Genomic DNA, 26,231 nt, shown 5'->3' on the forward strand with positions numbered 1-26,231 from the left:
AATTTAAGGAGGTTATATATTTTGTTGAAAAAAATTGTAGCATTAACGAGTGTTGCTGTAATAACTTCCTACTTTTATGCTAAAGTAAAAGAAAAACGTAGCTATAAAAGCTTTTTATATGAAGCAACAATAAGAGTTACTCAAATGAAAAAGCCATTTGAAAGTGTAGAGCATGCGAGAAAAATGCTGGAAGTTGTGATGAAAGATACAGAAGGGCCACATAAAGACACGGATTATAACTTTCGAAACCATGTTCAAACTACAACAATACAAAATGTAACCACTTATATAGTGGATGATAAATCAGATAGACAGCAGCGGGTAGTATTGTATTTACATGGGGGTGCGTGGTTTCAAGACCCTATTAAAACACACTTTGAGTATATAGATTTACTTGTAGATGAATTGGATGCGAAAGTTATTATGCCTGTTTATCCAAAAATACCACACGCAACTTATAAAGAAACGTTTGAATTGCTTACTGAAATTTATAAAACGATAGTTGCACAAGTAGAATACCCAGAACAAGTGATTATTATGGGGGATTCGACAGGCGGTCAAATTGCATTATCATTTGCGCAATATATCAAAATATTAGGCTTAGCACAGCCAAGTAACATTGTATTGATTTCTCCGGTTTTAGATGCGACATTGTCTAATCCTGAAGCACCTGCGTATGAAAAAATAGATCCTATGTTAGGTATTAACGGTACACTATATTTCATGAAATTATGGGCAGGCGATATACCATTAACTGATTGGCGCGTTTCTCCAATATATGGTACTTTAGATGGCTTAGGACACATCACAATTTCAATAGGTACAAAAGAAACGTTATATCCAGATGCAGTGAAATTATCAAATTTATTAAATGAAAAAAATATAGAGCATGATTTCTTTTTAGGTTATAATTTATTCCATATTCATCAGATCTTTCCAATTCCGGAAAGGCGACAATTTTTAGAACAACTAAAGCAAATTATTAATAAATATTAAAAATAAGCTACATAAATAAAAGGGCTTTCCAATTTTTTGGGAAGCCCTTTTAGAGTGGCGACTTTGTTGGCAGTTTTTTGTGCACGTTTTCCACGGGCACAGCCTTAGCCTGTAGTTTTCGGCTCGTGCTTTAATAACTAGCCAGGAGTCGGCCCAAAGCACTGCCATTATTAAACGAAAAAATATAATCAAACATTCATTGTTATTGTCTAAATTTATATATAAAATATTGTTTCTTGAGTTATTTGAGGAAACGACATGGGTTAGCAGTATTACTTATTTTTTAAATAAGTTGGTAAAAATTCTGTGTATAAGTCAATAAAAGCTAAGTACACATCTTTTTCTACATATTCATCTACTTGATGCGCTTGGCTGACTAAACCAGGACCATACATAATAAATGAGAAGTCTTCGTCCTTATCTACAAGTAGGTCGGAGGCATCGGTTACACCTGGTGAAGCTTCCAAAGGTAAATCAGCATTTAAATATTTTGTGCCCATTTCGCGTGCTAATTCTGCTAGTTTATTTTGGCCAGTTGTATAAACAGGTGGTCTAGACATATAAGTATCGATTTCAATATCTGTCTGATCAGTTTCAACTTGTTTTAAAATTTCATTAAAATAAGAAATAAATTGTTCGTTATCATGCTCTGGAATTGTACGGATATTAAATTCTGACTCAGCGTGTTCTGGAATAGAGTTCACTTGGTTACCGCCATTAAAGATAGTAGCATTCATAATGGCATTACCTAAAAGGGTATTACTTTTATCGAATTTTTCAAATCCTTCATCCGCTTTATAAACAAATTTCACAAGTGGTGAAATTGCATTGAAACCAAGATGTGGCATGGAACTGTGTGAAGCCTTACCTTTTGAAGTGACACGAATGTCCATTGAACCTTTATGTGCATAAACAATTCTATCTTGTGATGGTTCGGCAATAACGAGCGCTTCTACATCTTTCATGTAGCCTTGTTCTTGGAAAGCTTTTGCGCCTTCGCCTACGATTTCTTCACCTGCAGTTGCGAGTAAACGAATTCTACCATGTTCTAATAAGCCCTGTTCTTTGATATCAATCAAACTGATAACCAAAGCAGCAAGTCCTGATTTCATATCTGCAGAGCCACGTCCATAAAATTTATTATCTACTTCAGTTAATTTGAATGGGTCATAGGTCCATTTATTTTTATCGCCTTCTGATACGACATCCATATGTCCTGAAATACCTAAAACTGGTCCGTCTTCACCAATTTCTGCTATTAAATTTGCACGTGTATCGTTGATTTTAATTATTTTGGAGTCGATATCATGTTTAGTTAATAAATCTTTAAGATATTCACATACTTCAATTTCGTGATCATTTACAGACTTAATACTTACTAAATCTTCTAGTACTTGAACTTTTTCTGCTTCTGAAAATTTACTCATCTTAATAAAACTCCTTTTCTTTAAATAATAACCATCTATCAATTTAATTATATCTGAAGATTCCGACTAATTAAATTTTAACGTACTGAAAAAGAAGATGAGTACTGAAAGAAAATTTCATTTGAGTTTTTATTTATATTTTGAGCGTACATCGTATGTTTAACAAAAAAATCATACATGGCTCTTAGATTGAGTGTGATCTAGGGACCATGTATGAGAATTAACATTGTGTGATAAGGCTTTTGTTTTCAATGTATTTGTAAGATTAGATTGTAATTCATCAGGTACGCTATTACTTTCAGTTGATGTTTTACCTGATGAAGATTCGTTATTGTATTCTACATTTTCAAGGTTTGTAGGATTGGCAGTATCTAAAACTGCACCCTTCATATCATTACCTTGAATACTACCAATTAAAATCATAATGAGATAGCTAAAAGTGATAAGAAATACAACACCAAGATATATAGAAACTACTAATTTCACAGATTTACTCATAAACTGCCTCCTACATAGATTTATTGTTTCCTACACACATAAGATAACATTTAAATTTTAATAACATGTTAAGAAGTAGTAAATATTATATATTTATTTATGGTAAAAAACAGCAATACTAAATTAAATTTAAATTTTTCGATAAAAAGTATTTATTTTTTCTAAAAATATAAATACCATTATATAAGGCTTTATATAGATAAAAGATGAATATTACATCTAATGTAAATTTGAATTTACGAATAATTAATCAATTCTTCAAACAATTTATATTAAATCAATAACTACATGGTAGCATAACAGTATTGATAGGTAGGAATTGTTAAAACATTGTGAATGCTATTTTTAGTTGATACATCTTCACTATGTATTAATAACATGCTTAACCTACTTTGATATTTACATAAAATTAAATACGCTGCTGAAAAGAGGGATGAAATTTGCTACTCATCATCATATGTGTAGGTCTAATACTTTGGCTAGGTATTGTTGAGAAAAAACAACATTCCTACAGATTAGAAAAAGTTCCAATACGCATAAATATAAATGGTATAAGAGGTAAATCCACTATAACTAGGTTGATTTACAGTACACTACGTGAGGACGACTACCGAGTAATAGGTAAAACAACAGGAACAGATGCACGTATGCTGTATTGGTTTACGCCAAGAGAGTATCCAGTTTATAGGAAGCCTCAAGGAGCAAATATCGGCGAACAACGTGACATTATTCGTAAAGTTGTAAAACAAAAAGCCAATGCCTTAGTAAATGAATGTATGGCAGTTAATCCAGATTATCAAATTACATTTCAAAAAGACTTAGTGAAAGCAAATATAGGTGTGATTGTTAATGTGATGGAAGATCATATGGATGTGTTAGGGCCGACATTAAACGAGGTTGCCGAGGCATTTACAGCGACCATTCCATACAAAGGTCATCTTGTAGTAATGAAAGATGACTACACTAAATTTTTTGCTAAAGTTGCTAAAAAACGTAAAACAAAATTAATTGTTGTTGATAAAGAAGATGTTCCTGAATCCTATCTAAGAAAGTTCGGTTACATCGTATTCCCAGATAATGTTGCAATTGCTATGGGCGTTGCCGAAGCGCTGGGTATAGATCGAGATACAGCCTTGCGTGGCATGCTCAATGCACCACCTGATGTTGGAGCTGTTGAAGTTAAATACTTTAACGCTAATCATTCAACTAACGTTTATGTTAATGCATTTGCTGCAAATGAGCCAAAATCGTCAAAAGCAATATTAGACAAAGTTGAAACTTATAATTATCCATATAAAAAAATTGTACTCATATTAAATTGTCGTTCCGACAGAATCGACAGAACGAGACAGTTTTGTGAAGATTTTTTAAAGGATGTCGAATTTGATACATTAATTTGTACAGGTAAAAGTACTCAAATGGTCAATGATGTAATGAAAGGGCAGACTAATAAGAAGTATTTAAACTTCGAAGGTAAAGATATAAAAGAAGTTGAGAGCGCATTATATAAAGAGTCACAAAATGCCTTGGTTTTCTGTGTGGGTAACATTCACGGACCAGGTAAACAAATAGCGCAATATATAGAAGGGATCAAATAATATGATAGGTTCAGAGTTATATTTTTCATTATTTGTGGGTATTGTACTAAGTCTAATCTTTGCCGAGAAATTTGGTATTAGTCCAGCTGGTTTAGTAGTACCAGGATATTTAGCTTTGATTTTTGATCAGCCGATAATGTTACTATCCGTACTCATTATTAGTTGCATTACATATTTCATTGTTAATCATGGTGTAAGTCGAATCGTAATTTTATATGGCCGTAGGAAATTTGCGGCAATGATACTTACTGGTATGGTATTAAAATTTGTATTTGACATCGTTTATCCCTTAACCCCATTTGAAATGGTGGAAATGTCCGGGATTGGCGTTGTTATTCCAGGTATCATAGCTAATACTATTCAAAAACAAGGTGTCATTATTACTTTATCTACATGTATGTTATTAACATGTATTACTTACGTTATCTTATTCTTTTATAGCTTTATCAATTAGTAAGGAGCATAAATATGAAACAATCTAAACGATTTACTATAGAGGAACGGGTATTAAAATGGACGAAACGTCACAAAAAACGTAACTCTATATACACCGCCATTATTTTAATAGGGGCAATTGCACTTTTAGTATTCACTATATCATCGCAAAAGGTTGAACCAGTTCAAGCTATGAAGAAAGCCAAAGATGATATAAGGATGACTTATTTAGGTAATATAGAAATGAATAAGCATATAAGAAAAAATAATATTAACGACACCTTTAATCCGATAGAAAGTGTTTTAAATGCAAGTGATTATTCAACAGCAAGCTTAAAACTCACCAATTTTTCAGACGATAGAAAAACAAATATTAATAAAAATTTAGAGAACGTCATGTTTTTAAGGGGGTTAAATATTAAAAGTTTAAATATTATTAACCAAGTCACCGATAATATAACAGCGAGAGAGTTTAATAGAGCGGTAGAAGGCCAGGCTGGTTATAATTACTTAACTGGAAATGGTTCGAATCCTATTAATAGTAAAACAGTACAACAAACAGTTAAAGGTAAAAAAATTGCCAACGTTTCGTTTACAGATGTTGAATCTGATTACACTGATACCTTGAAAAATACAACGTCGGTGAGTTTAGAACCGAATATATATATTCCTTTAATTAAAAAGTTAAAAGAAGAAAATGATTACGTTGTGGCCAATGTCGACTGGGGAATAACGGATGAACGTGCTGTTACAACGAGACAAAAGAAATATGCGCATTCCCTTGTTGATGCTGGTGCAGATGTAATTGTTGGCCATAACTCAGTTGTTCAAAAGATTGAAAAATACAAAGATACTAGTATTTTTTATAGCCTTGGTAACGTAACTTCTGAAGATTTTTTATCTAAGAATAAACAAGGATTAGCTGTTCAACAAAATTGGAATGGTAAAGATTCAGAATTTATGGTAACGCCAATTAAATCACAAGGTGGAAAAATAACAGAATCCAATCCTAACAAAGTGGAAGAAATTAAATTATTGAACAATATTGAAAGTAAGAGTGTGGATCTTAAAAAAGAGAATGGAGGTTACGTATATGAACATTAAAACACAATGGGTGGGTATTACAGTAGTTTCAATAGTATTAGTCATCTTTTTATTAATTGTATTTGCTCGTGCGAATGAAGGTTTAGATCAATATGAACAGAATGAACTTAAAACATCGCATCACCAATATTTGTCTAAAGGAGCTTAAGTATGAGTATTTATAACAAAAAAACGCTCATCGTAATCTTACTCCTTACTATAATCATTTCTTTTATCTTTTTTATTGCAACAAAAGAAGATAATTATAATAAAGATGAATTATATGAAAATAAGATTGCTGATCATGATCAGAACCCATCAGATGAAAATTACGGTGTTGCTTCTAATAACCCAATAGCAACCCGCGTGGGGGAGAAAATTATTAAAGATGGAGGTAATGCTGTAGATGCTTCCATGGGTGTTTCATATGCATTAGCAATAACCGAGCCTCACTCCTCTGGTTTAGGCGGCGGAGGCGCAATGTTATCTTATGATGGAAAACCGAATGTTGCGCCAAAACAATGGCAATACAAAGACATTTCATCATTTAAATATGATAAGAAAGACGAAATTGGTACACCAGGTTTTGTGCGAGGATTGCATGATGCACATAAAGAAGCGGGTAAAATGGATGAAGAGAAAATTTTAAATTATGTGATTCCTTTAGCAGAAGAAGGTTTTGAAGTAGATTCGGAATTAGAACGCAGCTTGAAATTATATGGTTCTGATGTTGATAGAGACTCACCATTCTTTGAGGGTGATAAAACAAAAAGAGAAGGTGAAGTAGTTAAACAACCAGAATTAGCTGAAACAATTAAAGGAATTAGGGATCATGGACCAGACTATTTTTATGATAAAGTGGGCGAAAGTGTCTCTGACCAAGTAGAGGAAGAAGTGACTGAAAAAGATTTTAATAGTTATAAAACAACGAAAAAAGAACCTGTCAGTACAGATTATTTAAACACTAAAATATACTCTGCATCTAATCCATTAGGTGGGACGCTGATGCTTCAAGGTTTAGAAATAGATGAAGCAACAAATAATCAAGTGCCACAAAATAGTCAGGCTACGCCAGGAAACGACCAAACAGATTCAAATCACCAAACTACACCTAATAACCGTTTAGATTATATTACTGGTATTTTAAAATCGAGAGCACTTATGTATCGAAATAGAGATATAGTCAATGGCCAAGATGAAGATTACGATGAATACTTATCTCAAGATTATTTACTAGGTAAACTAAACGAAGTTAACTTTGAAAGTAACTTCAATACAAATAATATCGATAATACAAGTACAACACACTTTGTTGTAGTTGATAAAGAGGGCAAAGTAACAAGTACAACCAATACATTATCAAGTTTCTTTGGTTCAGGTGACTATATGAAGGAAGGTTTTTATATGAACAACTCATTAACAAACTTTTCTTCTGATCCTACAAGTCCTAACCATGGCGGGAAACATAAAACACCTAGATCCTATACAGCTCCAAGTATAGTCGTGGGTCCTGATTTTTATATGGGCATTGGGACACCTGGAGGTAATAAGATTCCAACCACAACCAATGAAGTGCTGATAGATTACTTAAAAGGTAATGGCACACTTCAAGAATCCATAGATAAACCACGCTTTTACAATGATGGCGGTAAAGTATTCTATGAAAACGCTATGAGTAAGGCAGACGTTGCTATTTTCAAAAGTTTAGGTTTTGAAGTAGAGGAAAAACGAAATGATCCTAACTTTGGTAGTGTTCAAGCAGCACTTTACAATAAAAATGATAAGACTGTAGAAATAGGACACGATGTTGGTAATAGATAATACAAGATGCAATCTAAATTTATTAGTCTAGCAAGAAACACAAATTTGATGAAGAAAAGTGAAAAGGTAGATTTCCTATTTAAGGAAATCTGCTTTTTTGCCTTATCGATTTAAATTAATTTATTATGATGCTTTAAAATAAATTTTATAAAGTTCTGTAATATTTATTATAAAAGTAAAGATATGGTTTGGAATTAGAAAAAAAACTGTATTAACTTGTACGGGGATGGATATAAGTAGAAAAAGACTATAATACTTGGTAATATAATGCTTATACAATGTATTTTATGAGTTCAGTGTAAAAATAAACTTATAAAATAAAGTTATATAGAAGACTATTTAATTATAAAAATTTAGAATACAATAAAAAGTTAAAAAAGCAACAACTACATAGGAGGGAAAAATATGATATATGCTGGTATTTTGGCAGGAGGTATTGGATCGAGAATGGGAAATGTTCCATTACCAAAACAATTTTTAGATTTAGATGGGAAACCTATCCTTATTCATACAGTAGAGAAATTTTTATTAACAAGTGAATTCGATAAAATCTTTATTGCTACACCTCAAAAATGGATTTCTCATACGAAAGATACTTTACGTAAACATAATATTACTGATGACAGAATTAAAGTTGTACAAGGCGGTGAGGACCGTAATGAAACAATTATGAGTATTATAGAGTCAGCAGAAGCTGAAAACGGTGTTACTGATGAAGATGTTATCGTTACACATGATGCAGTTAGACCGTTTTTAACACATCGTATTATTAAAGAAAATATAGCAAGTGTTTTGAAATATGGTGCTGTTGATACTGTAATAACTGCGACTGACACAATCATCACATCAGAAGATGGTGAGTCCATACAGTCTATACCAGTTAGAAGTGAAATGTATCAAGGTCAAACGCCTCAATCATTTAATATTAATTTATTAAGAAATAGTTATAATGAGCTCTCAAGCGACGATAAGAAAATTATGACAGATGCCTGTAAAATACTAGTTGTAGGAAACAAATCTGTAAGACTAGTTATGGGAGAATTATACAATATCAAAATAACGACACCTTATGATCTTAAAGTTGCTAACTCAATCATAAAAGGTGGGATGTCGAGTGATTAATCAAGTATATCAACTCGTTGCTCCAAGACAATTTGAAGTAACATATAATAATGAAGACATTAAAAGTGATAAAGTTATTGTAAGACCATTGTATTTGTCAATTTGCGCAGCAGATCAAAGATATTACACAGGTAGTAGAAATGAAAAAGTACTGAAAAAGAAGTTACCGATGTCATTGATTCATGAAGGTGTTGGTGAAGTTGTTTATGACAATAAAGGTATGTTTGAGATTGGTACAAGAGTCATCATGGTACCTAATACACCTGTAGAAAAAGATGATGTCATAGCTGAAAATTATTTGCCAAGCAGTAAATTTAGATCTAGTGGTTTTGACGGATTTATGCAAGATTATGTATTTATGGATCACGATAGAGTCGTTGAAATAGATGAGAGCATCGAAGATTTAAGTACAATTGCTTATTCTGAATTAGTCAGCGTAGCTTGGCACGCAATTCAACGTTTTGAACGTAAATCAATTTCACATAAAAATAGTTTTGGCGTATGGGGAGATGGGAATTTAGGTTATATAACAGCGATTTTACTCCACAAACTATACCCAGACGCTAAAATTTATGTTTTTGGTAAAACAGATTATAAATTAAGTCACTTTTCATTTGTAGAACATATATATCATATTCATGAGGTGCCAGAAGATGTCTCATTTGATCATGGTTTCGAATGTGTAGGCGGTAAAGGAAGCCAGTCAGCGGTGAATCAGATTATTGATTTGATTTCTCCAGAAGGGACAATTAGCTTATTAGGCGTAAGTGAATATCCAATAGAAGTAAATACACGTCTTGTACTAGAAAAAGGTATAACGATGTTTGGTAGTAGTAGAAGTGGTGCGCAAGATTTCAGAGACGTTGCTCAATTTTATAAAGACAATCCTGATGTCGTTGAAAAATTAGCACTTCTAAAAGGTAATGAATTTGATATTAAAACAATTAATGATGCTGTAAAAGCATTTGAAACAGATTTATCAACATCATGGGGCAAGACTGTTCTTAAATGGACAATGTAAATAACATGAATATATAAATGCAAACAAGATAACTGAAAATTCAATTTATACTTATTTTAAACTATTCTAAATTAGTTATTAATATACATTGCGCAATTTTATAACTAATTAATTGAACGAGAGAGGGTTTTTAAAATTGAGCAAATCTAAAATAATAATTGATGACATTTATTGGGAGCGAATTCAATTATTTATTGAAGGTCACGTTAATGATATTGAGCTTAACAAGAAAAATTTTGTTTTACGAAATTTGACTGAAACTAAAGAATTAGCAGCAAATGATGTGAAAATTGAAGGAAACAAATTTAAAGCACGTTTTAATGTGGCGATTTTAGATGATGGAAACTATCTTCCATCTGGTGAATATCTCATTGTCTACAAGGATCATTTTGATTATATTGCACATATCAATGGAACATTACTGAATCCTAATAGTTATGAATTAGATGATATCCAACTAGAAGAATACGAAGCAGAAGAAACACTAAATGGAAAAAATAATTATCTTTTGAAACATTATGAGTTGATATTTAAAAAGGGTGGCAATTCAAAGAAAACAGAATATACTGTTCAACCAATGATTTCGAGCGAAGTAAATGAGTTTGTGTTGAATATTAATTTTAAAGCACCGGAACCGAAAGTGAACCCGGTTAAGAAAAAAATGATGGACTTGCGATTAAAATATAATAGATACTCTTTTAACATGCGTAATTTTGTATTTCAATCTATATTTAAAGTAACTAAATTTTTCCACTTAAAAAAAGGGAATACAGTATTATTCACTTCTGATTCAAGAGAATATATGTCAGGTAACTTTGAGTACGTATATAACGAAATGCTACGTCAAAATTTAGATGAAAAGTATAAAATCCATGCCCTGTTTAAATCCAATATTTCTGCTAGAAGAAATTTCATTGATAAATTTAAGTTTCCGTTTTTATTAGGTAAAGCAGATTATATTTTCGTGGATGATTTTCACCCATTACTCTATACAGTGAAATTTAGAAAAAGCCAAGAAATTATACAAGTTTGGCATGCAGTAGGTGCATTTAAAACAGTTGGATATAGCCGTACTGGTAAAAAAGGCGGCCCGTTCTTTAATTCTGTCAATCACAGAAATTATACAAAAGCCTTTGTATCATCTGAAACAGACATTCCTTTTTATGGAGAAGCATTTGGTATTAAAGAACAGAATATTATACCAACAGGTGTGCCTAGAACAGATATACTTTTCGATGAAAATTATGAAAGGAAAATTGTGGCTGAAATGGAGCAAGATTTACCTATCATTAAAGGTAAAAAAGTTATTCTATTTGCACCGACGTTTAGAGGCAGTGGCCATCACACAGCACATTACCCATTCTTTAAAATAGACTTTGCGAGATTTGCTCGTTATTGTCGTGAAAATAATGCTGTTGTACTGTTCAAAATGCATCCATTCGTGAAAAATAGGCTGAATATACCTAGAGAGTATGAACAATATTTTGTAGATGTATCAGATTTTAGAGAAGTTAATGACATTCTATTTGTTACAGATATATTGATTAGTGATTATTCTTCTCTTGTATATGAATTCGCAGTATTTAAACGTCCAATGCTCTTTTATGCATTTGATCTTGAAGACTACATTACTTCACGCGACTTTTATGAACCGTATGAAACTTTTGTTCCTGGTAAAATTATCGAATCATTTGAAGATTTAATTACAGCATTAGATACTAGCGATTACGAAGTAGAAAAGGTAGCACCTTTCTTAGATAAACATTTTAAATATCAAGATGGTCGATCAAGTGAACGTTTAGTAAGAAATATATTTGGAAGTTAACTTAAAGAACAACTAAAATAATAAGATGAATATAGTGAGTTAAGTACAATGATAAATAGGCTGATGGTAAGATATAGCGTGTAATTTATTTGCTATTAAACTAAGTATATTGCATTGTATCTTAACTCACTTTTTTATGAGGTGAAATAAAGTGAAATTTTCAATTATAGTACCAAGCTATAACTCAGAGAAATATATTGAAGAGTTATTAAACAGTTTGAAAAACCAAAAATATGATAAAAAGGATTTTGAAGTGATACTTGTTGACGATTGTTCAACAGATGACACACTGAAAATTGTAGAACCATATAAAGATAAAATGAATTTAATTGTCAAAAAACTTGACGCAAATTCAGGTGGACCAGGTAAGCCAAGGAATACAGCACTACAAATTGCTCAAGGAGAATATGTATTTTTTGTAGACTCTGATGATTATATTAATAATGAAACATTAAAAGATGTATCTAAATTTGTAGATAACAATAATGCAGATGTAGTATTAGTGAGAATGGAAGGCGTAAATGGTCGTGGGGTTCCAAGGTCTATGTTTAAAGAAACGAGCGACTCTGTGACACTGGAAAATTCTAGAATCATATATACACTAGGTCCTACTAAGTTTTATAGAACTTCATTGTTGCGCAATAATAATATCGATTTCCCAGAAGATTTGCGTAGCGCAGAAGATCAACTATTTACAATGAAAGCTTATCTTAATGCAGATAAAATAGCCGTATTAGCTGATAAACCTTATTATTATGCTACAAAACGTGAAGGTGAGCATATGAGTTCAGCCTATGTTTCACCAGAAGATTTTTACAAGGTCATGTCATTGATAACAGAAGCAATATTAGAAAGTCCTTTAGACAATAAACATATGGTATTAGGTTATTTTATAGATCGTCATTTCTCTTTCTCAAGAACTAATAATTTCTCTCTAAAAATAGCCGATGATAAAAAAGAAACTTGGATGGATGCATTAGGTGACTTTATTCAAAAAGTGCCTTCAGAAGTCGACGAATTAGTAAACGATGCGTTGAAACCATTGCTGTATTATGCACGACTAAAAGATATGAAACGTTATCAAACGGTTGAAGAAAGTTATAAAAATGGTCGCTTTTATAACTATAATGCACACCAAGGAGAGCTAGAGATACAATTTGGCGAAAATGAGCCGTTTTTCAAATTCAAACAATTGATTAAACCTGATATAAGAATGTCACGTTTTAAATTTAATGATATAGGGTTTGAAATTGAATTAGAATTCTTAAAATCAATTATTAATCCTAATCATGTTGCGACGATGATTCAATTAAAACTTGTATCGCGAAATAAAAAAGAGCTAATTTATGTACCATTAGCAATTAATGATCAATCGCGTTTTAAATTTAGTGCATCGATGAATGATATAATTCCATACTTGGTGAAAGAAAAAGTTTGGGATGTTTTTTTAGAGATGAGAGTAGATAATATGATTGTGGAAAAACGTATTGGTAGTAAACGAGCAAAATATCCTTATGAAGTAGAGACAAGTACAATTGCAGAAAATAATAATAAATATTATCGCTTTACGCCATACTTCACAAAAGACTTTGATAACCTGTCATTCTATGTAACTGACAATAAACTTTATGACATGTTAGAAGTTACTTCTAAAGATAGTAAAACGATACAGTTACGCAGCTTAAAATTCAATTACTTATTATCGGAAGGCATGACAGCACTCATGTTGTCTAGACGCTTCACATATGGTTATTTAAACAGTTTAATAACAAACGATAAGATGACATATCATTTAACTGTTCAAGAGAAAGTGAAATCAACTGAGCTTAAAAAGAACTTTAGAATTGAAACGCCGCACTTAGTTTTAAAGTATTAATTATATATTAGTCTAAATTTAAATACGTTTAAGTATAAACTCGAAATTGAATAGACGGCTGTTAGAATTCTACGGAAATCTAACAGTCGTTTTTTGTTTAACCATTTATTAATTTATGGGAATCATAAAATATAAAATTGAAGAGTTAGAAACTGTCAATACCATAGGTTCTTTATGAGAATTCATATTCAATTTTGCTAATGGATAGTTGGTATTATTTATTTGTTTCAGTATTGCAGGATTAATAAATTTTTGATTGAGCTTGTGAGGTATCAAATGTGAAACCATACCATGGTCACGATTAAGTATACGCGTAAATACAGGGAAATCGTTGGAGAAGTTATGGTTAATATTGACTTCTACGGATTTATAAGGCGTATTGCTTTGATTATTAAATAGTAAAAAATGATAATGGCTTTTTGTTTTAGCTATGATGCCATAAGAAAGCAATGCAACGTGATTGTTGAAAAAAGGCTTCAATAAACTATAAACATGAACGATAGGCATTGCGCTTTGGTGATGATTGATAAGCATAAAGTGCTTTTTGTCATCTGTATAATACGCATAGCCAAAACCACCGATATATTGGTTCAATTCAATAAGTAATTCAGTCAATAATATATGTGTAGCTTCAGTCTCATTATTGAAATAAACTTGCAATGCGTTATGCGTTATTTTAGTAAATATTAATTTTTTTGAATGTTTTACCCCCATTCGATGCAGGAACAATCGTATATTTTGTTTTAAAGTATTTTCTGATTTAGAATAAGTTAATTTTTTTGAAATTAAGTTTCCAAATGTAATTAAATCATAATTAATGTAAAAATAATCTACTTGTAATGCATTAATTTTCTTAATGATGTGAGTCAGGTTATGTCCATGTTCAATCAAAGGATCTATAACAATTCCTGTTTTTAACAAAGGAAGCTGGTGATTTAACCTTTTGGTGAGTAATGGCATATCTTTAATAGAACTGGCTTCAAGTTCAAATAATAAAGTTATTTGCTCTAAACAATTTTTAGTATTAAGAGTTTCTTTCAGTACTTTAAGTACATGATAATCAAATGTTTGCACTAAATTTAAAGTAGTAATTTTAAATGTTAAATCATAACCCTGAGTAATTAAATATTTAATTGTAGCGAATAACTGTTGAGTATCTAAATCATTTAAGTATACAAAGTCTGTATTTTCAATTAAAAAATTTACGTTAGAGAAGTTGGAATAAATATTATTATGTATAGCATTGTGATTAAATTTTAGTAAGTCTTGTAAATTATCTAATCGAATAACGGTAAAAGTATCTGCGAAGCGTTGGTTAAAGGATAAGTCAGATAGATTTAAAGTATAGGGTGCATCTGTTTGGTTACGAGAATATTTATAAATATCCGAAAAATATTTAGATAGATTAGGTTCGTTGATTGCTATTTGATAAGGATTGTTGAAATAACCTTTTCTAAATTGATAAATATACCTTTTAGGAGGCACACCGATATAATGTTTGAAGTGTTTTGAATAAGTACTCACATTCATGAACTTATATTTTGTTGCTACATCGTTAATTGTTTTATTATCTTGTATCAAATCAAAGATGGATAAGGCAATTTTCAATGAACTTATATAGTGTTTAAAATTCATAGTTAATATTTTTGAGAATAAAATAGAGATATAGGATTGTGAAATAAAAAATGTTTTGGACACTTGCTTAGTGGTTAAAGTGTCATAGATATTTTTATGGATATATTGTGTTAGGCGATAAACTAGTGGGTGCTTCGTGTGTAGGGGTGGTAAATAATTATATTGTAATGTCACTTTTGCTTCTTTTAGTAAAAACTCAATTATATTAGAAATATAGTAATTCATTACATTTTGGTCTTGGGAATTATTATAGAGCTTTTGTAAAATTAAATTTTTGAATTGTTCTACATAACGTATTTGATTAAAGTCAAAAAATGAATGGGATAAGCATGCACCTTTTTCAATAAATAGAGGTAATGGGATATTTAATTCAAGGAGATCTTGAACATCAATCATTTGATATAAATCAGCATTGTTAATTATAATACCATTTTCAATGGTCATAATTGACCCATTCAAATTAATTTTACATGGCTTCCCTAAAGGAAGGAGTATAATAACTTTATTTATACAGCGTGTTAATTCAGTTGTGTAATGACTTCTAATAGATAAAGAACTTATCACAAATATCACCTTTGCCTAAATATAAACCGATTGCTTTATAGTAATAACGCTATTGTACAACTGTGACATAAAAAAATGTTCGAATATTAAACAAGATTAATAAAAGGATATCTCAAAGTAATAAATCGTCGTTTAGATAAACTATTTCTTAAAGGATAATTGAAATTTATTGAATTTATTAGGTTCTGAACAAATAAATAGTACATTTGGTTTAGAAAGAGAAAACGTGGTATTGGTTAAAAGAAATGAGTTTTTATATAAAATTTAAACATAGGATCAATATATGAAATAAACATAAAAAGATGATATAAGTACCTCTGTTTTCAATGAAAATGAGAGAAAGTATTTGATTGTGTGATAAAAATTGTAGAGAGAAGTATTAAATAATTAAAAAGAAATGAGTTTGTTGTAATTAGAAATAAAGATGGCGTATTAACTTTATGATTTATTTACGTGGATAGTAGAGGAGAGTGACAATACAAGAAGATCTAAAACCACAGCCTGAAAGTGGTTTTAGATCTCTTTGCAAAGGGGCATATTAAAGTATATGCTCATTTGCTGAGAAACATGTTTACACGTTTTATTAAAACGGGTGCATAAAGTTTAATTCTGGGAATAGAATATAACTATGATGATAAACGGCACGATTATGGGCCTTTATATAAAACGCAAACACAGTCTCTATAAATATTATATAACTAACAATGTAGTCTTACAATATAAAATACATAAATAATAAAAAATTGCACAATTCAAAGTAGGTTGATTAAAATGGTTTGACTTTTTTGAAATTAAAATAAGTTAGCACTAAATAAAGAGAGAGAAATAAATTTTTGGTAGAATCATTTTTGCTTAGCATATAAGTCTATAGATTTAAAAAGTAAAATTGAACAGGTAATAAATAAAAACAAAGTGAATAAACCATTAAATAAAGTATTTCTGAAAATTTGAAAGATAGTTATAGTGCTAAGTTTTTCTAAAAATATGGAGCCACTTGTCTTGATTTCAAACAGATCAAGTGAGAACAGTATTAACGTGATAACGACCATGTATATTAAGGCTATGACAAAAAGGTTTAATATATCAGACAAAAATAGTTTTTCCATAGTCACCAAGCTCCTCTCTTATTTCTCTATAGCCGATTAAACAATAAATAATTGTAATATGTATAAATTTACCAAAACTTTAGAAAAGCGAAAATCAGTCGAGTTATAGCGAACAATATAAATGTTGCATAAGAAAAAGTGAGAATTTAATATATTAAGTTTAAATCTTAGGGCAAAACTGTTTAACATGTCATTATTGTGCTAAAGAGTAAGTAGTTTAATTTTATCAAGAAGGGGAGGTTCAATATGTATAAAGCTATTATCTTTGATGTGTATGGAACAATCTTTGATATGTCATCTTTAGAAAATGATATGACTCAATTTGATGATGCATTAGCAGCATCGATTTCAAAACTATGGCGAAAGACACAATTAAACCATATGTTTTTAAGACAAATTATGCAGCGCTATATCCCATTTGATGATTTAACAAAAGATGCTTTACGATATGTGCTAGATGAACATAAAATTCAGTATAATAGGGACGATGTGAATCAATTATTTGATGCCTTTTTAGATTTAAATTATTTTAATGAAATACCACGTGTACTTTCTAATTTAAATGGCAAGGGTTTTGATATAGGTATACTATCCAATGGTAATGATAGTATGTTAATGCCATTAGTCGACAATTCAAAAATCAGTGACTATATAAACACTGTAATTAGTGTGGATGAGATTAAACAATATAAGCCAAGCCCTGCAAGTTATGCGCTCATATTAGAATATTATAAAATGACTAGAGAAGATATTTTGTTTGTGTCTTCAAACTCTTGGGATGTAACAGGGGCAGCTAATTTTGGTTTTGATACCGTATGGGTAAACCGCAAAGGTGAACAATATGATGATAATGGACAGTCACCGACCATTACAGTGAATAATTTAAATGAAATGGCAAAATGGTTAGAAATGAACAAATAAATATAATAATAAAACAGCCCTAAATTTTAGGGCTGTTCAGAGTGTCGACAAAGCCTACAACTTTGTGGGCATTTTTTGTGCACGCTTTCTGCAGATGCAGCCTCAACTTGTACTCTTCGGCTAGTACTTTATTAATGAGTCAGGAGTCTGCCCAAATCACTGCCATTTTTCAAACAAAATAATATATAAATTGAGTAGTCGTGGTGTTTATAATTTTATAAAAATCAATATAATATGCTAAGTAGATAACATATTATATTTAAATTTCGTTTATGAAGTTGTCGAATTCAAATATTTGAAATGTATAGTATTATTTCAACGGAATAGTGCTTAAATCTAATTGATAAAAGGCTAGATCAAGCCACTTATCAAATTTATAACCTACATTATGGATAGTGCCTGAATGCGTAAAGTTAAATTTCTTATGTAAATAAATACTATAATCATTTGTAGCATCAATACCAGCGACTAACGTTTTATAGCCATTGCTATGTGCTTGTTGAATGATTTCTGAGAGTAATTGAGAAGCAATACCTTTTCCTCTATGCTGTTTGTTGACGTAAATAGAATGTTCTATTGAGTATTGATAGGCTGGCCAATCTCGAAATGAACCATAAGTTGCAAAGCCAATTGCTTCTCCTTGTTCTTCATAAACGAGTACTGGTTCATTATTGTCTCTCTTTTTTTTGAACCAAGCTTCTCGGTCTTCTAAAGTTTGAGGACTATATGTATAAACTGCTGTAGTGTTGAGTATTGCGTCGTTATAGATGTCTAATATATTAGGTAAGTCAGTTTGAACTGCGTAGCGTATCATAAATGTCATCCTTTCAGTGAGGTTTTGCAAAAACCATTCATTAGTGTAGTTAGAAAACTATTTATTTATATTTAACACCTAATATGATGAATACGCAATTTATTGTTATGAAAGTTAACATCTTGATATTACCTTAGGGTAGGAATATATAGTTAATTATGTGTTGTGCTATACTTATGAAGCATTCTATAATAATTAAAGTTAATAAAGGAGCTACAAAGCATGAAAAAATGGGGGAGCCGACTCATTTCACTTGTTGGAGTGTTGCTTATATTGGCGGCTATTTATATCTTTGCCAAGCCACATCTTGATAATTATTTTACTGAAAAAGAGAAGGATGAAAAGGTTGAAACTTTCGATAAACAACACAACAAGAACCAACAAACTAATGTTGAAATACCAAAAGACAAATCAAAAATGGCAGGTTATATCACTGTACCAGATGCAGATATAAAAACGCCAGTTTACCCTGGACCAGCGACACCAACACAACTTGAAAGAGGCGTGAGTTTTGCTGAAACAGATGAATCATTAGAAGATCAAAACATTGCAATTGCTGGTCATACGTATACAGGTTCATCGACCTATCAGTTTTCTAACTTATCAAAAGCAAAAAAAGGAAGCAGTGTCTATTTTAAAACTGGTAATGAGCAAAAGGCATATAAAATCACTAAAATATTTGATGTGAAACCTGAAGATGTCGAAGTTCTAGAAGAACAACAATCAAATAAACAGCAATTAACTTTAATAACTTGTGATAACTATAACGACCAGACCGGTGAATGGGAAGACCGTAAAATATTTGTAGCAGAAGCAACTTAATGGATATTGGAATTTGAAAAAGACCGTATCGAGATGATTGTAATAAACTACTGTGATTTAACAAGAGTGTAGTTTAATGGCAAGCATGAGCTTGCAATAATCGCTTGATAACGGTCTTTTATATTATTTATCGATAACGTCTAAAAAACGTTTTGTAATTTCTTTTGGACGTGTAATTGCTCCGCCAACGACAGTACAATGCACACCAAGATCAGTAACTGTTTTGAACATATCAGGGGTAATGACATTACCTTCAGCAATGACTTTAGCATCAACGTTTGCTAAAACATCTTTAAGAAACTGGAAATTATTTTCATATAAAATATGTCCTTTAGTATAAGACGTATAGCCGCGTAATGTAGTGCCTACATAATCGAAACCTAATTCGTCCGCGTATTGTGCTTCTTCAAGCGTTGAAATATCAGCCATAATTTCGACATTTGGTGCTGCTTGGCGTACATAGGAAACAAGTTCCTGTAGTGATTCTTTAGGACGTTTTTGTTGTGTAGCATCTAAGGCAATTACTTCACATTTGCTGTCAATTAATTCATCAATTTCTTGACTTGTTGCAGTAATAAAAACGTCTGAATTATCGTAATCACGTTTCACGATACCAATGATAGGTAGGCGGACTTCTTTTTTGATAGCAATAATATCTTCTTTAGAATTTGCTCTAATGCCAACTGCGCCACCTTCGTATGCAGCTAGAGCCATTTTTGACATGATAAATGATGAGTGTAATGGCTCATCAGATAAAGCTTGGCATGAAACAATTAATCCTTGTGGTAACATAATTTTACACTCCGTAACTTTAGTAGATTTAATATAAAAATTAATTTGTATCGACTTAGTAATTTTAATATAACATCAAGAAAATAATAATCAATAGTTTTCGTTGTTATGAAAAACATTTTCATATATACTTTAATTATTATTTATTTTAAAAGGGTGAATTTTATGAAATTTGAAAATCGTGTTCAACGTTATCATCATCTATTTACAAAAACTGATAAACAAATTGTTGATTACATTCAAAATAATGATTTTGATGATACATTTTCTACAATTAATTCGTTAGCCTACGCAATCAAAACATCGCCAGCGACCATTACACGTTTTAGTAATAAATTGAATTATGACAACTTTCAAGATTTGAAATTTAATTTACAACAGGAAATGACGGACAGAGTTATTGAGAATAGTCCGCTCATTCAACGTATTCATAAGTATCATCAAGATATTATTCAACAAACTGGAGAGTTTATTTCTGATGAAAAAATTCAGCGTTTTGTAAATCAAATTAATCGTAGCCGTCAGATTATTTATGCTGGGCTCGGTAGTTCAGGTTTATCTGCAACAGAATTTTATTACCGTATGATGCGAATGGGATTGAAAGGGAGCGTCTCCACAGACGCGCATCAAATGAAAATTTTTGCGTCATTATTAACAGCTTCGGATACTTTTGTAGCTATTTCAAATAGTGGTGAGACTACAGAGTTAATTGCTGCTGCAGAAATTGCCCATGAACGAGGTGCTTATGTGGTAGTTATTACGAATTATGAAGGAAGTACTTTAACGCAATGCGCAGATTTAGTATTAATCACAACGGACCAATCTAGAATCAACGATACACAATTTATTAACACACAAATCGCGACACTTTTCCTAATAGATATTGTCAGTTATTTATTACTGGATGATGAATATATGAATAATGTTTATCAACAAACTAAAAAAGTGATTTTAAATGAATGATTAAAAAAAACAACCTGTGAAGTTGGGTGCGTGACTTTTCTCATATGTACTGAACGGCATATAGTCGTCCAAATTAGAGAAAAACGCAGGATTTCACAGGTTATTTTTAAAATTTAGAAATTGCACCAAATAATGAAGCATGATTTTGTGTACGTGTAGTTTGTATGACTGCGTGACCATATTGTGGTGGTAAGAAACTTTCTATTTTCGGTGTGATATATTTAAGTAATCGCTGATCTTGGGAAGATATACCGCCACCGATAAGAATTAAACCAGGATCATAGATGATTTGAATTTGTGCAATACCTTCAGCAACAGCTTGGCTCCACTGATTAAGAATAGATAGTGCCAGTGTGTCTCCTTGTTCAGCCAATTCAAATAGTTTAGGTACATTATCTTCATAGGGAAACGCATGAGATAACATTAAAGCTTTAAGTGCTGAAGTTGAGGCGCGTTGTTCAAATGTCTTATTGTCTTCCGCGTTATATAATAAATAACCTATTTCATTCGCTCTGTTACGTTCTCCATTGTATAACTGCAGCGTATCGTTATAAAAAGCACCGCCAATTCCCGTACCTAGTGTAAGACAAAAGATATTATCCGCTTCATATTGGTGAAGACAAAGTTCACCGAGTAAGGCGGCATTCACATCATTAAAGACTTGTACTTGTGCATTCAGTGGTGCAAGTAAATGGTGAAAATTTGTTCCATTATAATTAGGTATCGTTGGTCCAGTATAGACGACGATGCCATTTTTTTCATCAATGACGCCAGCACTAGATATACCTACCTGTAAGGGGCTAAGTTTGTGTGCTTTTTGAAAGCCCTCTACTAATGTGTATACAGTATCAACGATAAGATGATTAATATTATCCGGTGTAGAAACTTTGTGATAATCTATAAAATTTAAATCTTCGTCTAAAACAGCAGCTTTAATTGCTGTCCCTCCGATATCAATTGCGACTTTATAATTTTCCATATGCCATGCCTCCTGTAACGTCTTCTTATTATATGTATCATCTTTGTATTTAAATGTGTAGTTATAATTACATTTGAAAATTATTTTCAAAAAATATCGTAACAAATGATGAAATTTTTCAAAAAGCTATTGCTACTATTTATGGTAGCGTTTACAATTTGAAGTGTAAATAGAAATCTATGAAAGATGATATATAAATCATATAGAGGTTATATACATTTTTTATAATAATAACTTAAGAAAAATAGATGGAGGGTTATCACATGGAAGAGAATTTAAAAGGCTTATATGCAGCGTTGTTAGTACCATTTGATGAACAAGGTCAAGTGAAAGAAGAAGGATTAAAGCAGATTGCTAAAAATGCAATTGAAACAGAAGGTTTAGACGGATTATATGTTAATGGCAGCTCAGGAGAAAACTTTTTAATAAACAAAGAACAGAAAAAACAAATCTTCAAAGTTGCTAAAGAAGCAGTGAATGATGACGTGAAGATGATTGCACAAGTCGGTTCTTTAGATTTGAATGAAGCGATTGAATTGGGGAAATATGCTACAGAATTGGGATATGATGCCATTTCAGCAGTTACTCCATTTTACTATCCTTTCTCATTCGAAGAAATTAAAGATTATTACTTTGAATTAATTGAAGCAACTCAAAACAATCTCATTATATATGCTATCCCTGATTTAACAGGTGTGAATATATCAATTGAGCAATTTGGTGAGCTCTTCGAACACGAAAAAGTAATCGGTGTGAAATACACTGCACCAAACTTCTTCTTGCTTGAACGTTTGCGCAAAGCGTATCCAAACAAATTAATTCTTTCTGGCTTTGATGAAATGTTAGTCCAAGCTGCAATATCTGGGGTAGATGGTGCAATTGGTTCAACTTATAATGTGAACGGCAAACGCGCAAGACAAATTTTTGAAAAAGCTCAAAATGGTGAAATTGATGAAGCTTATCAAATTCAACACGATACAAATGACATTATTGAAAATGTATTATCCATGGGTATCTATTCAACATTAAAAGAAATTTTAGCAACACGTGGTATTGATGGCGGCAAACCTAAACGTCCTTTCAAACCATTTGATGAAAGTAATAGAAGTGAATTGGAAACATTAATCAAAAACTATAATTTATAAAACATCACGTAAGGGGATGAAGTAAATGCAACAGGTAGGTTTTGGTGCATGGAATTGGGTAGCAGTTATCGTTTACTTATTGATTATGCTATTAGTTGGGGCATACTTTACAAAACGAGCAAGTCAAAATACAGATAGCTTCTTCACGGCAAGCGGACGTTTGCCATCTTGGGCAGTAGGTTTTTCTATTTATGCGACTACTTTAAGTGCGATCACATTTATGTCTACGCCAGAAAAAGCATTTCTAACTGACTGGTCTTATATTGCTGGAAATATTGCAATTGTAGCAATTATTCCACTGTTAATTTATTTTTATGTACCGTTTTTCAAAAAATTAAATGTTACATCGGCATATGAGTATTTAGAAGCACGATTTGGTCCGAGTGTTCGTGTCATAGGGTCATTACTGTTTGTGTTATTTCATATAGGTAGAGTTGCAATTGTAATTTATTTACCTACATTGGCAATCACAGCAGTATCTGATATGAATCCTTATGTAGTGGCGAGTCTCGTTGGAATCCTTTGTATCCTATATACTTTCCTAGGGGGCTTTGAAGGTGTAGTATGGAGTGACTTTATCCAAGGGGTTATCTTATTAGGCGGCGCTGCAGCAATTATCATCTTAGGGGTAACGCATATACAAGGTGGTATGGGCACACTTATATCTGATGCCATAGAGAACAAGAAAATTATTAGTGCAGATAACTGGAAATTAAATTCAGCAGCTGCAGCAATTCCTATTATTTTCTTAGGGAATATATTTAATAACTTGCACCAATATACGGCGAGTCAAGACGTAGTACAACGTTATCAAGCGTCAGATTCAATGAAAGAAACGAAAAAATCATTGTGGATGAATGGTGCTTTAGCACTAATTTCTGCACCGTTATTTTATGGTATGGGAACAATGCTCTATTCATTTTATAGCCATGAAAGTAGCTTGCCAGAAGGCTTTAATACATCATCCATCGTACCTTACTTTATACTTACTGAAATGCCACCGTTTGTTGCTGGATTATTAATCGCTGCTATTTTTGCAGCTGCACAGTCAACAATTTCATCAAGCTTAAATTCAATTTCTGCTTGTATATCAGTTGATATTAAACATAGATTTTTCGGTAAAGGTGAAGAGAAAAAAGAAGTTACTTTTGCAAGATGGATGATTATTTTATCAGGTTTATTTGGTTTTGGAATGTCACTCTATCTTATCGCAGCAGATTCCAATGATTTATGGGATTTATTCTTATTAGTTACGGGTCTTGTAGGTGTACCATTAGCAGGCGTGTTTGCAGTTGGTATCTTTACAAAACGTACAAACACATTTGGCGTAATTGTAGGGTTAATTTTGGGAATTATATTTGCTTATATCTTTAACGGTATAGGCGGAGGAAGTTCACCGTTCTTCGTTTCGATTATTTCATTTGCTGTTGCATTTATCTTCTCTTATATAGTGAGCATTATTGTTCCAGGTGAGAAGAAAGATATTAAAGGTTTAACAATTTATGATATTAAAGAAAAATCTAATTATGTTTCTAAAGTGCATGTTAAAAAGTCTAAAAATTAAGGATGGTTATCCATCTGCTTAGTTTAATTAAACTAAGCACCAAAGACATAATGTATTTTGAAATAAAAACAAATGTTGCAATATTGGAAGTACAAAAACGGCCGGAAAAGTATCAAACTTCTCCGGCTATTTTTGTATTCGTTTTTCACGGTTTAAGCTATGTGAAAAATATAAAATTGAATTACTTAAAATTGATTTTTTTAATAAGACAGTGTTAGTTAAGTATTAATAATTAAATCTCGATAAATGATGAATTTACTTTGAATCACACTGTATAGTCGATATAATATAAAGATATACATAAATAGGAAGATTTGAGGGGACATTATGATAAAAGCAATTGCGGTTGATATGGATGGAACATTTTTAGATTCACAAAAAGCTTATGATGAAAAAAGGTTTGAACAAATTTTTCAACAGCTCAAAGCACATGACATTAAGTTTATTGCAGCAAGTGGTAACCAATATGCTAAATTAAAATCTATTTTCGGGCAACGTGATATGTTGTTTGTAGCTGAAAACGGTGCGGTTATATATGAAGGGGATACTTTATATGACTATGAAGCATTTGATAGAAGCTTTTATCAAAAAGTAATTGACTATTTAAATATTGAGCGTGGCATTGATAATCTTATAGTTTGTGGATTGCGCAGTGCCTATATACTAAAAGATAATACAGAAGCATTTAAAAAAGATGCGCATTTTTATTATCGACAATTGGAAGAAATTGAGTCATTTCAAGATTTGCCAGATGATGAATATGTGAAAATAGCATTGAATATTGATAGAAGCTCACACCCGACACTAGATGAAGATTTAAGTGAAAACTTTACGGAAGATTTAAAACTTGTATCAAGTGGTCGAGACAGTATCGATCTTATTATACCTGGAATGACTAAAGGTCAGGCATTGCATCGTTTATTAAAGAAATGGGAATTAAGTCCTGATAGCCTGATGGCATTTGGTGATGCTAATAATGACTTAGATATGTTAGAGCTTGCAACACATAGTTATGTTATGAAAAATAGTGAAGATGAATCATTATTTGAAGTAGCAAATCACATTGCACCTACGAATGATGAACAAGGCGTGCTAACTGTAATTGAGGAAAAAGTATTAAAAGTACTAAATTAAATATACCTTTTTTAATCGAGAATATAGTTATAAACATATTATTTCAATAAGGGTTAGAAAGTAGCTATACTGAGATATATAATTGATTTG

The 26,231-nt window shown here is 31.5% G+C and carries 22 protein-coding genes; 16 read left to right on the top strand and 6 right to left on the bottom strand.

Features of this window, described 5'->3' with window-relative positions; all coding sequences use genetic code 11:
- Window positions 1–21: 21 nt before the first annotated feature.
- Window positions 22–996 (top strand): alpha/beta hydrolase fold domain-containing protein, encoded by a 975-nt coding sequence (locus tag M4L39_RS09840; RefSeq protein ID WP_277581854.1) that lies wholly within the window; start codon window positions 22–24, stop codon window positions 994–996.
- A gap of 272 nt (window positions 997–1,268) precedes the next feature.
- On the opposite strand, the gene M4L39_RS09845 is transcribed toward M4L39_RS09840, so the two are convergent.
- Both M4L39_RS09845 and M4L39_RS09850 read right to left on the bottom strand, forming a co-directional pair.
- On the bottom strand, window positions 1,269–2,423 hold the full coding sequence (locus M4L39_RS09845; RefSeq protein WP_277581855.1) for an ArgE/DapE family deacylase: 1,155 nt from the start codon (window positions 2,421–2,423) through the stop codon (window positions 1,269–1,271).
- Between the two features lie 171 nt (window positions 2,424–2,594).
- Complete coding sequence (locus M4L39_RS09850) at window positions 2,595–2,921, bottom strand: hypothetical protein (RefSeq protein ID WP_277581856.1); 327 nt, start codon at window positions 2,919–2,921, stop codon at window positions 2,595–2,597.
- Window positions 2,922–3,361: 440 nt separating this feature from the next.
- Here M4L39_RS09850 and pgsB point away from each other — a divergent pair, with 440 nt between their 5' ends.
- The 9 genes from pgsB to M4L39_RS09895 all read left to right on the top strand — a co-directional run bounded on the left by pgsB (window position 3,362) and on the right by M4L39_RS09895 (window position 13,702).
- The gene (pgsB, locus tag M4L39_RS09855; RefSeq protein ID WP_277581857.1) at window positions 3,362–4,519 is read left to right on the top strand and encodes a poly-gamma-glutamate synthase PgsB; all 1,158 of its coding nucleotides are present in this window, start codon (window positions 3,362–3,364) and stop codon (window positions 4,517–4,519) included.
- A 1-nt stretch (window position 4,520) separates the two neighbouring features.
- Complete coding sequence (gene pgsC / locus M4L39_RS09860; protein ID WP_277581858.1) at window positions 4,521–4,973, top strand: poly-gamma-glutamate biosynthesis protein PgsC; 453 nt, start codon at window positions 4,521–4,523, stop codon at window positions 4,971–4,973.
- Window positions 4,974–4,987: 14 nt separating this feature from the next.
- The gene (locus M4L39_RS09865) at window positions 4,988–6,058 is read left to right on the top strand and encodes a CapA family protein (protein ID WP_277581859.1); all 1,071 of its coding nucleotides are present in this window, start codon (window positions 4,988–4,990) and stop codon (window positions 6,056–6,058) included.
- Window positions 6,048–6,206 (top strand): hypothetical protein, encoded by a 159-nt coding sequence (locus tag M4L39_RS09870; RefSeq protein WP_172793174.1) that lies wholly within the window; start codon window positions 6,048–6,050, stop codon window positions 6,204–6,206. The genes M4L39_RS09865 and M4L39_RS09870 overlap by 11 nt, the downstream gene beginning before the upstream one ends.
- A gap of 2 nt (window positions 6,207–6,208) precedes the next feature.
- The gene (locus M4L39_RS09875) at window positions 6,209–7,858 is read left to right on the top strand and encodes a gamma-glutamyltransferase (protein WP_277581860.1); all 1,650 of its coding nucleotides are present in this window, start codon (window positions 6,209–6,211) and stop codon (window positions 7,856–7,858) included.
- Window positions 7,859–8,263: 405 nt separating this feature from the next.
- Entirely contained in the window at window positions 8,264–8,980 is a 717-nt protein-coding gene (locus M4L39_RS09880; protein ID WP_277581861.1) for a D-ribitol-5-phosphate cytidylyltransferase, read from the top strand.
- The gene (locus M4L39_RS09885) at window positions 8,973–10,001 is read left to right on the top strand and encodes a ribitol-5-phosphate dehydrogenase (RefSeq protein WP_277581862.1); all 1,029 of its coding nucleotides are present in this window, start codon (window positions 8,973–8,975) and stop codon (window positions 9,999–10,001) included. The genes M4L39_RS09880 and M4L39_RS09885 overlap by 8 nt, the downstream gene beginning before the upstream one ends.
- A 136-nt stretch (window positions 10,002–10,137) precedes the next feature.
- The gene (gene tarL, locus M4L39_RS09890; protein WP_277581863.1) at window positions 10,138–11,826 is read left to right on the top strand and encodes a teichoic acid ribitol-phosphate polymerase TarL; all 1,689 of its coding nucleotides are present in this window, start codon (window positions 10,138–10,140) and stop codon (window positions 11,824–11,826) included.
- A 151-nt stretch (window positions 11,827–11,977) separates the two neighbouring features.
- The gene (locus M4L39_RS09895; protein ID WP_277581864.1) at window positions 11,978–13,702 is read left to right on the top strand and encodes a glycosyltransferase family 2 protein; all 1,725 of its coding nucleotides are present in this window, start codon (window positions 11,978–11,980) and stop codon (window positions 13,700–13,702) included.
- Between the two features lie 108 nt (window positions 13,703–13,810).
- On the opposite strand, the gene M4L39_RS09900 is transcribed toward M4L39_RS09895, so the two are convergent.
- Window positions 13,811–15,781, bottom strand: a complete 1,971-nt coding sequence (locus M4L39_RS09900) for a helix-turn-helix domain-containing protein (RefSeq protein ID WP_277581865.1) — start codon at window positions 15,779–15,781, stop codon at window positions 13,811–13,813.
- Window positions 15,782–17,253: 1,472 nt separating this feature from the next.
- Here M4L39_RS09900 and M4L39_RS09905 point away from each other — a divergent pair.
- Complete coding sequence (locus tag M4L39_RS09905; protein WP_277581866.1) at window positions 17,254–17,928, top strand: haloacid dehalogenase type II; 675 nt, start codon at window positions 17,254–17,256, stop codon at window positions 17,926–17,928.
- Window positions 17,929–18,238: 310 nt separating this feature from the next.
- On the opposite strand, the gene M4L39_RS09910 is transcribed toward M4L39_RS09905, so the two are convergent.
- Window positions 18,239–18,742 carry a GNAT family N-acetyltransferase gene (locus M4L39_RS09910; RefSeq protein WP_277581867.1) on the bottom strand — a complete coding sequence of 168 codons (504 nt, stop codon included), beginning with the start codon at window positions 18,740–18,742 and terminating at the stop codon, window positions 18,239–18,241.
- Window positions 18,743–18,964: 222 nt separating this feature from the next.
- Between M4L39_RS09910 and srtA the strand changes: the two genes are divergently transcribed.
- The gene (srtA, locus tag M4L39_RS09915; RefSeq protein ID WP_277581868.1) at window positions 18,965–19,564 is read left to right on the top strand and encodes a class A sortase SrtA; all 600 of its coding nucleotides are present in this window, start codon (window positions 18,965–18,967) and stop codon (window positions 19,562–19,564) included.
- Window positions 19,565–19,687: 123 nt separating this feature from the next.
- Here the strand turns inward: srtA and M4L39_RS09920 are convergent, their stop codons facing one another.
- Window positions 19,688–20,356 (bottom strand): N-acetylmannosamine-6-phosphate 2-epimerase, encoded by a 669-nt coding sequence (locus M4L39_RS09920; protein WP_277581869.1) that lies wholly within the window; start codon window positions 20,354–20,356, stop codon window positions 19,688–19,690.
- A gap of 165 nt (window positions 20,357–20,521) precedes the next feature.
- On the opposite strand from M4L39_RS09920, the gene M4L39_RS09925 reads away from it, so the two are divergent.
- Window positions 20,522–21,319, top strand: a complete 798-nt coding sequence (locus M4L39_RS09925; RefSeq protein ID WP_277581870.1) for a MurR/RpiR family transcriptional regulator — start codon at window positions 20,522–20,524, stop codon at window positions 21,317–21,319.
- 106 nt (window positions 21,320–21,425) lie between these two features.
- Here M4L39_RS09925 and M4L39_RS09930 read toward each other — a convergent pair whose 3' ends face one another.
- A complete protein-coding gene (locus tag M4L39_RS09930; protein ID WP_277581871.1) occupies window positions 21,426–22,298 on the bottom strand; it encodes an ROK family protein in 873 nt (290 codons plus the stop codon).
- Window positions 22,299–22,561: 263 nt separating this feature from the next.
- Between M4L39_RS09930 and M4L39_RS09935 the strand changes: the two genes are divergently transcribed.
- The 3 genes from M4L39_RS09935 (at window position 22,562) to M4L39_RS09945 (ending at window position 26,141) form a co-directional block, all read left to right on the top strand.
- Window positions 22,562–23,443: an N-acetylneuraminate lyase gene (locus M4L39_RS09935; protein ID WP_277581872.1), complete on the top strand. Its 882-nt coding sequence runs from the start codon at window positions 22,562–22,564 to the stop codon at window positions 23,441–23,443.
- Window positions 23,444–23,468: 25 nt separating this feature from the next.
- The gene (locus M4L39_RS09940; protein WP_277581873.1) at window positions 23,469–25,007 is read left to right on the top strand and encodes a sodium:solute symporter; all 1,539 of its coding nucleotides are present in this window, start codon (window positions 23,469–23,471) and stop codon (window positions 25,005–25,007) included.
- A 327-nt stretch (window positions 25,008–25,334) separates the two neighbouring features.
- Window positions 25,335–26,141: a Cof-type HAD-IIB family hydrolase gene (locus tag M4L39_RS09945; RefSeq protein WP_277581874.1), complete on the top strand. Its 807-nt coding sequence runs from the start codon at window positions 25,335–25,337 to the stop codon at window positions 26,139–26,141.
- Window positions 26,142–26,231: the final 90 nt, after the last annotated feature.

The organism is Staphylococcus equorum, assembly GCF_029531845.1.
In the GTDB taxonomy this organism is placed as follows: Bacteria; Bacillota; Bacilli; order Staphylococcales; family Staphylococcaceae; genus Staphylococcus; species Staphylococcus equorum_C.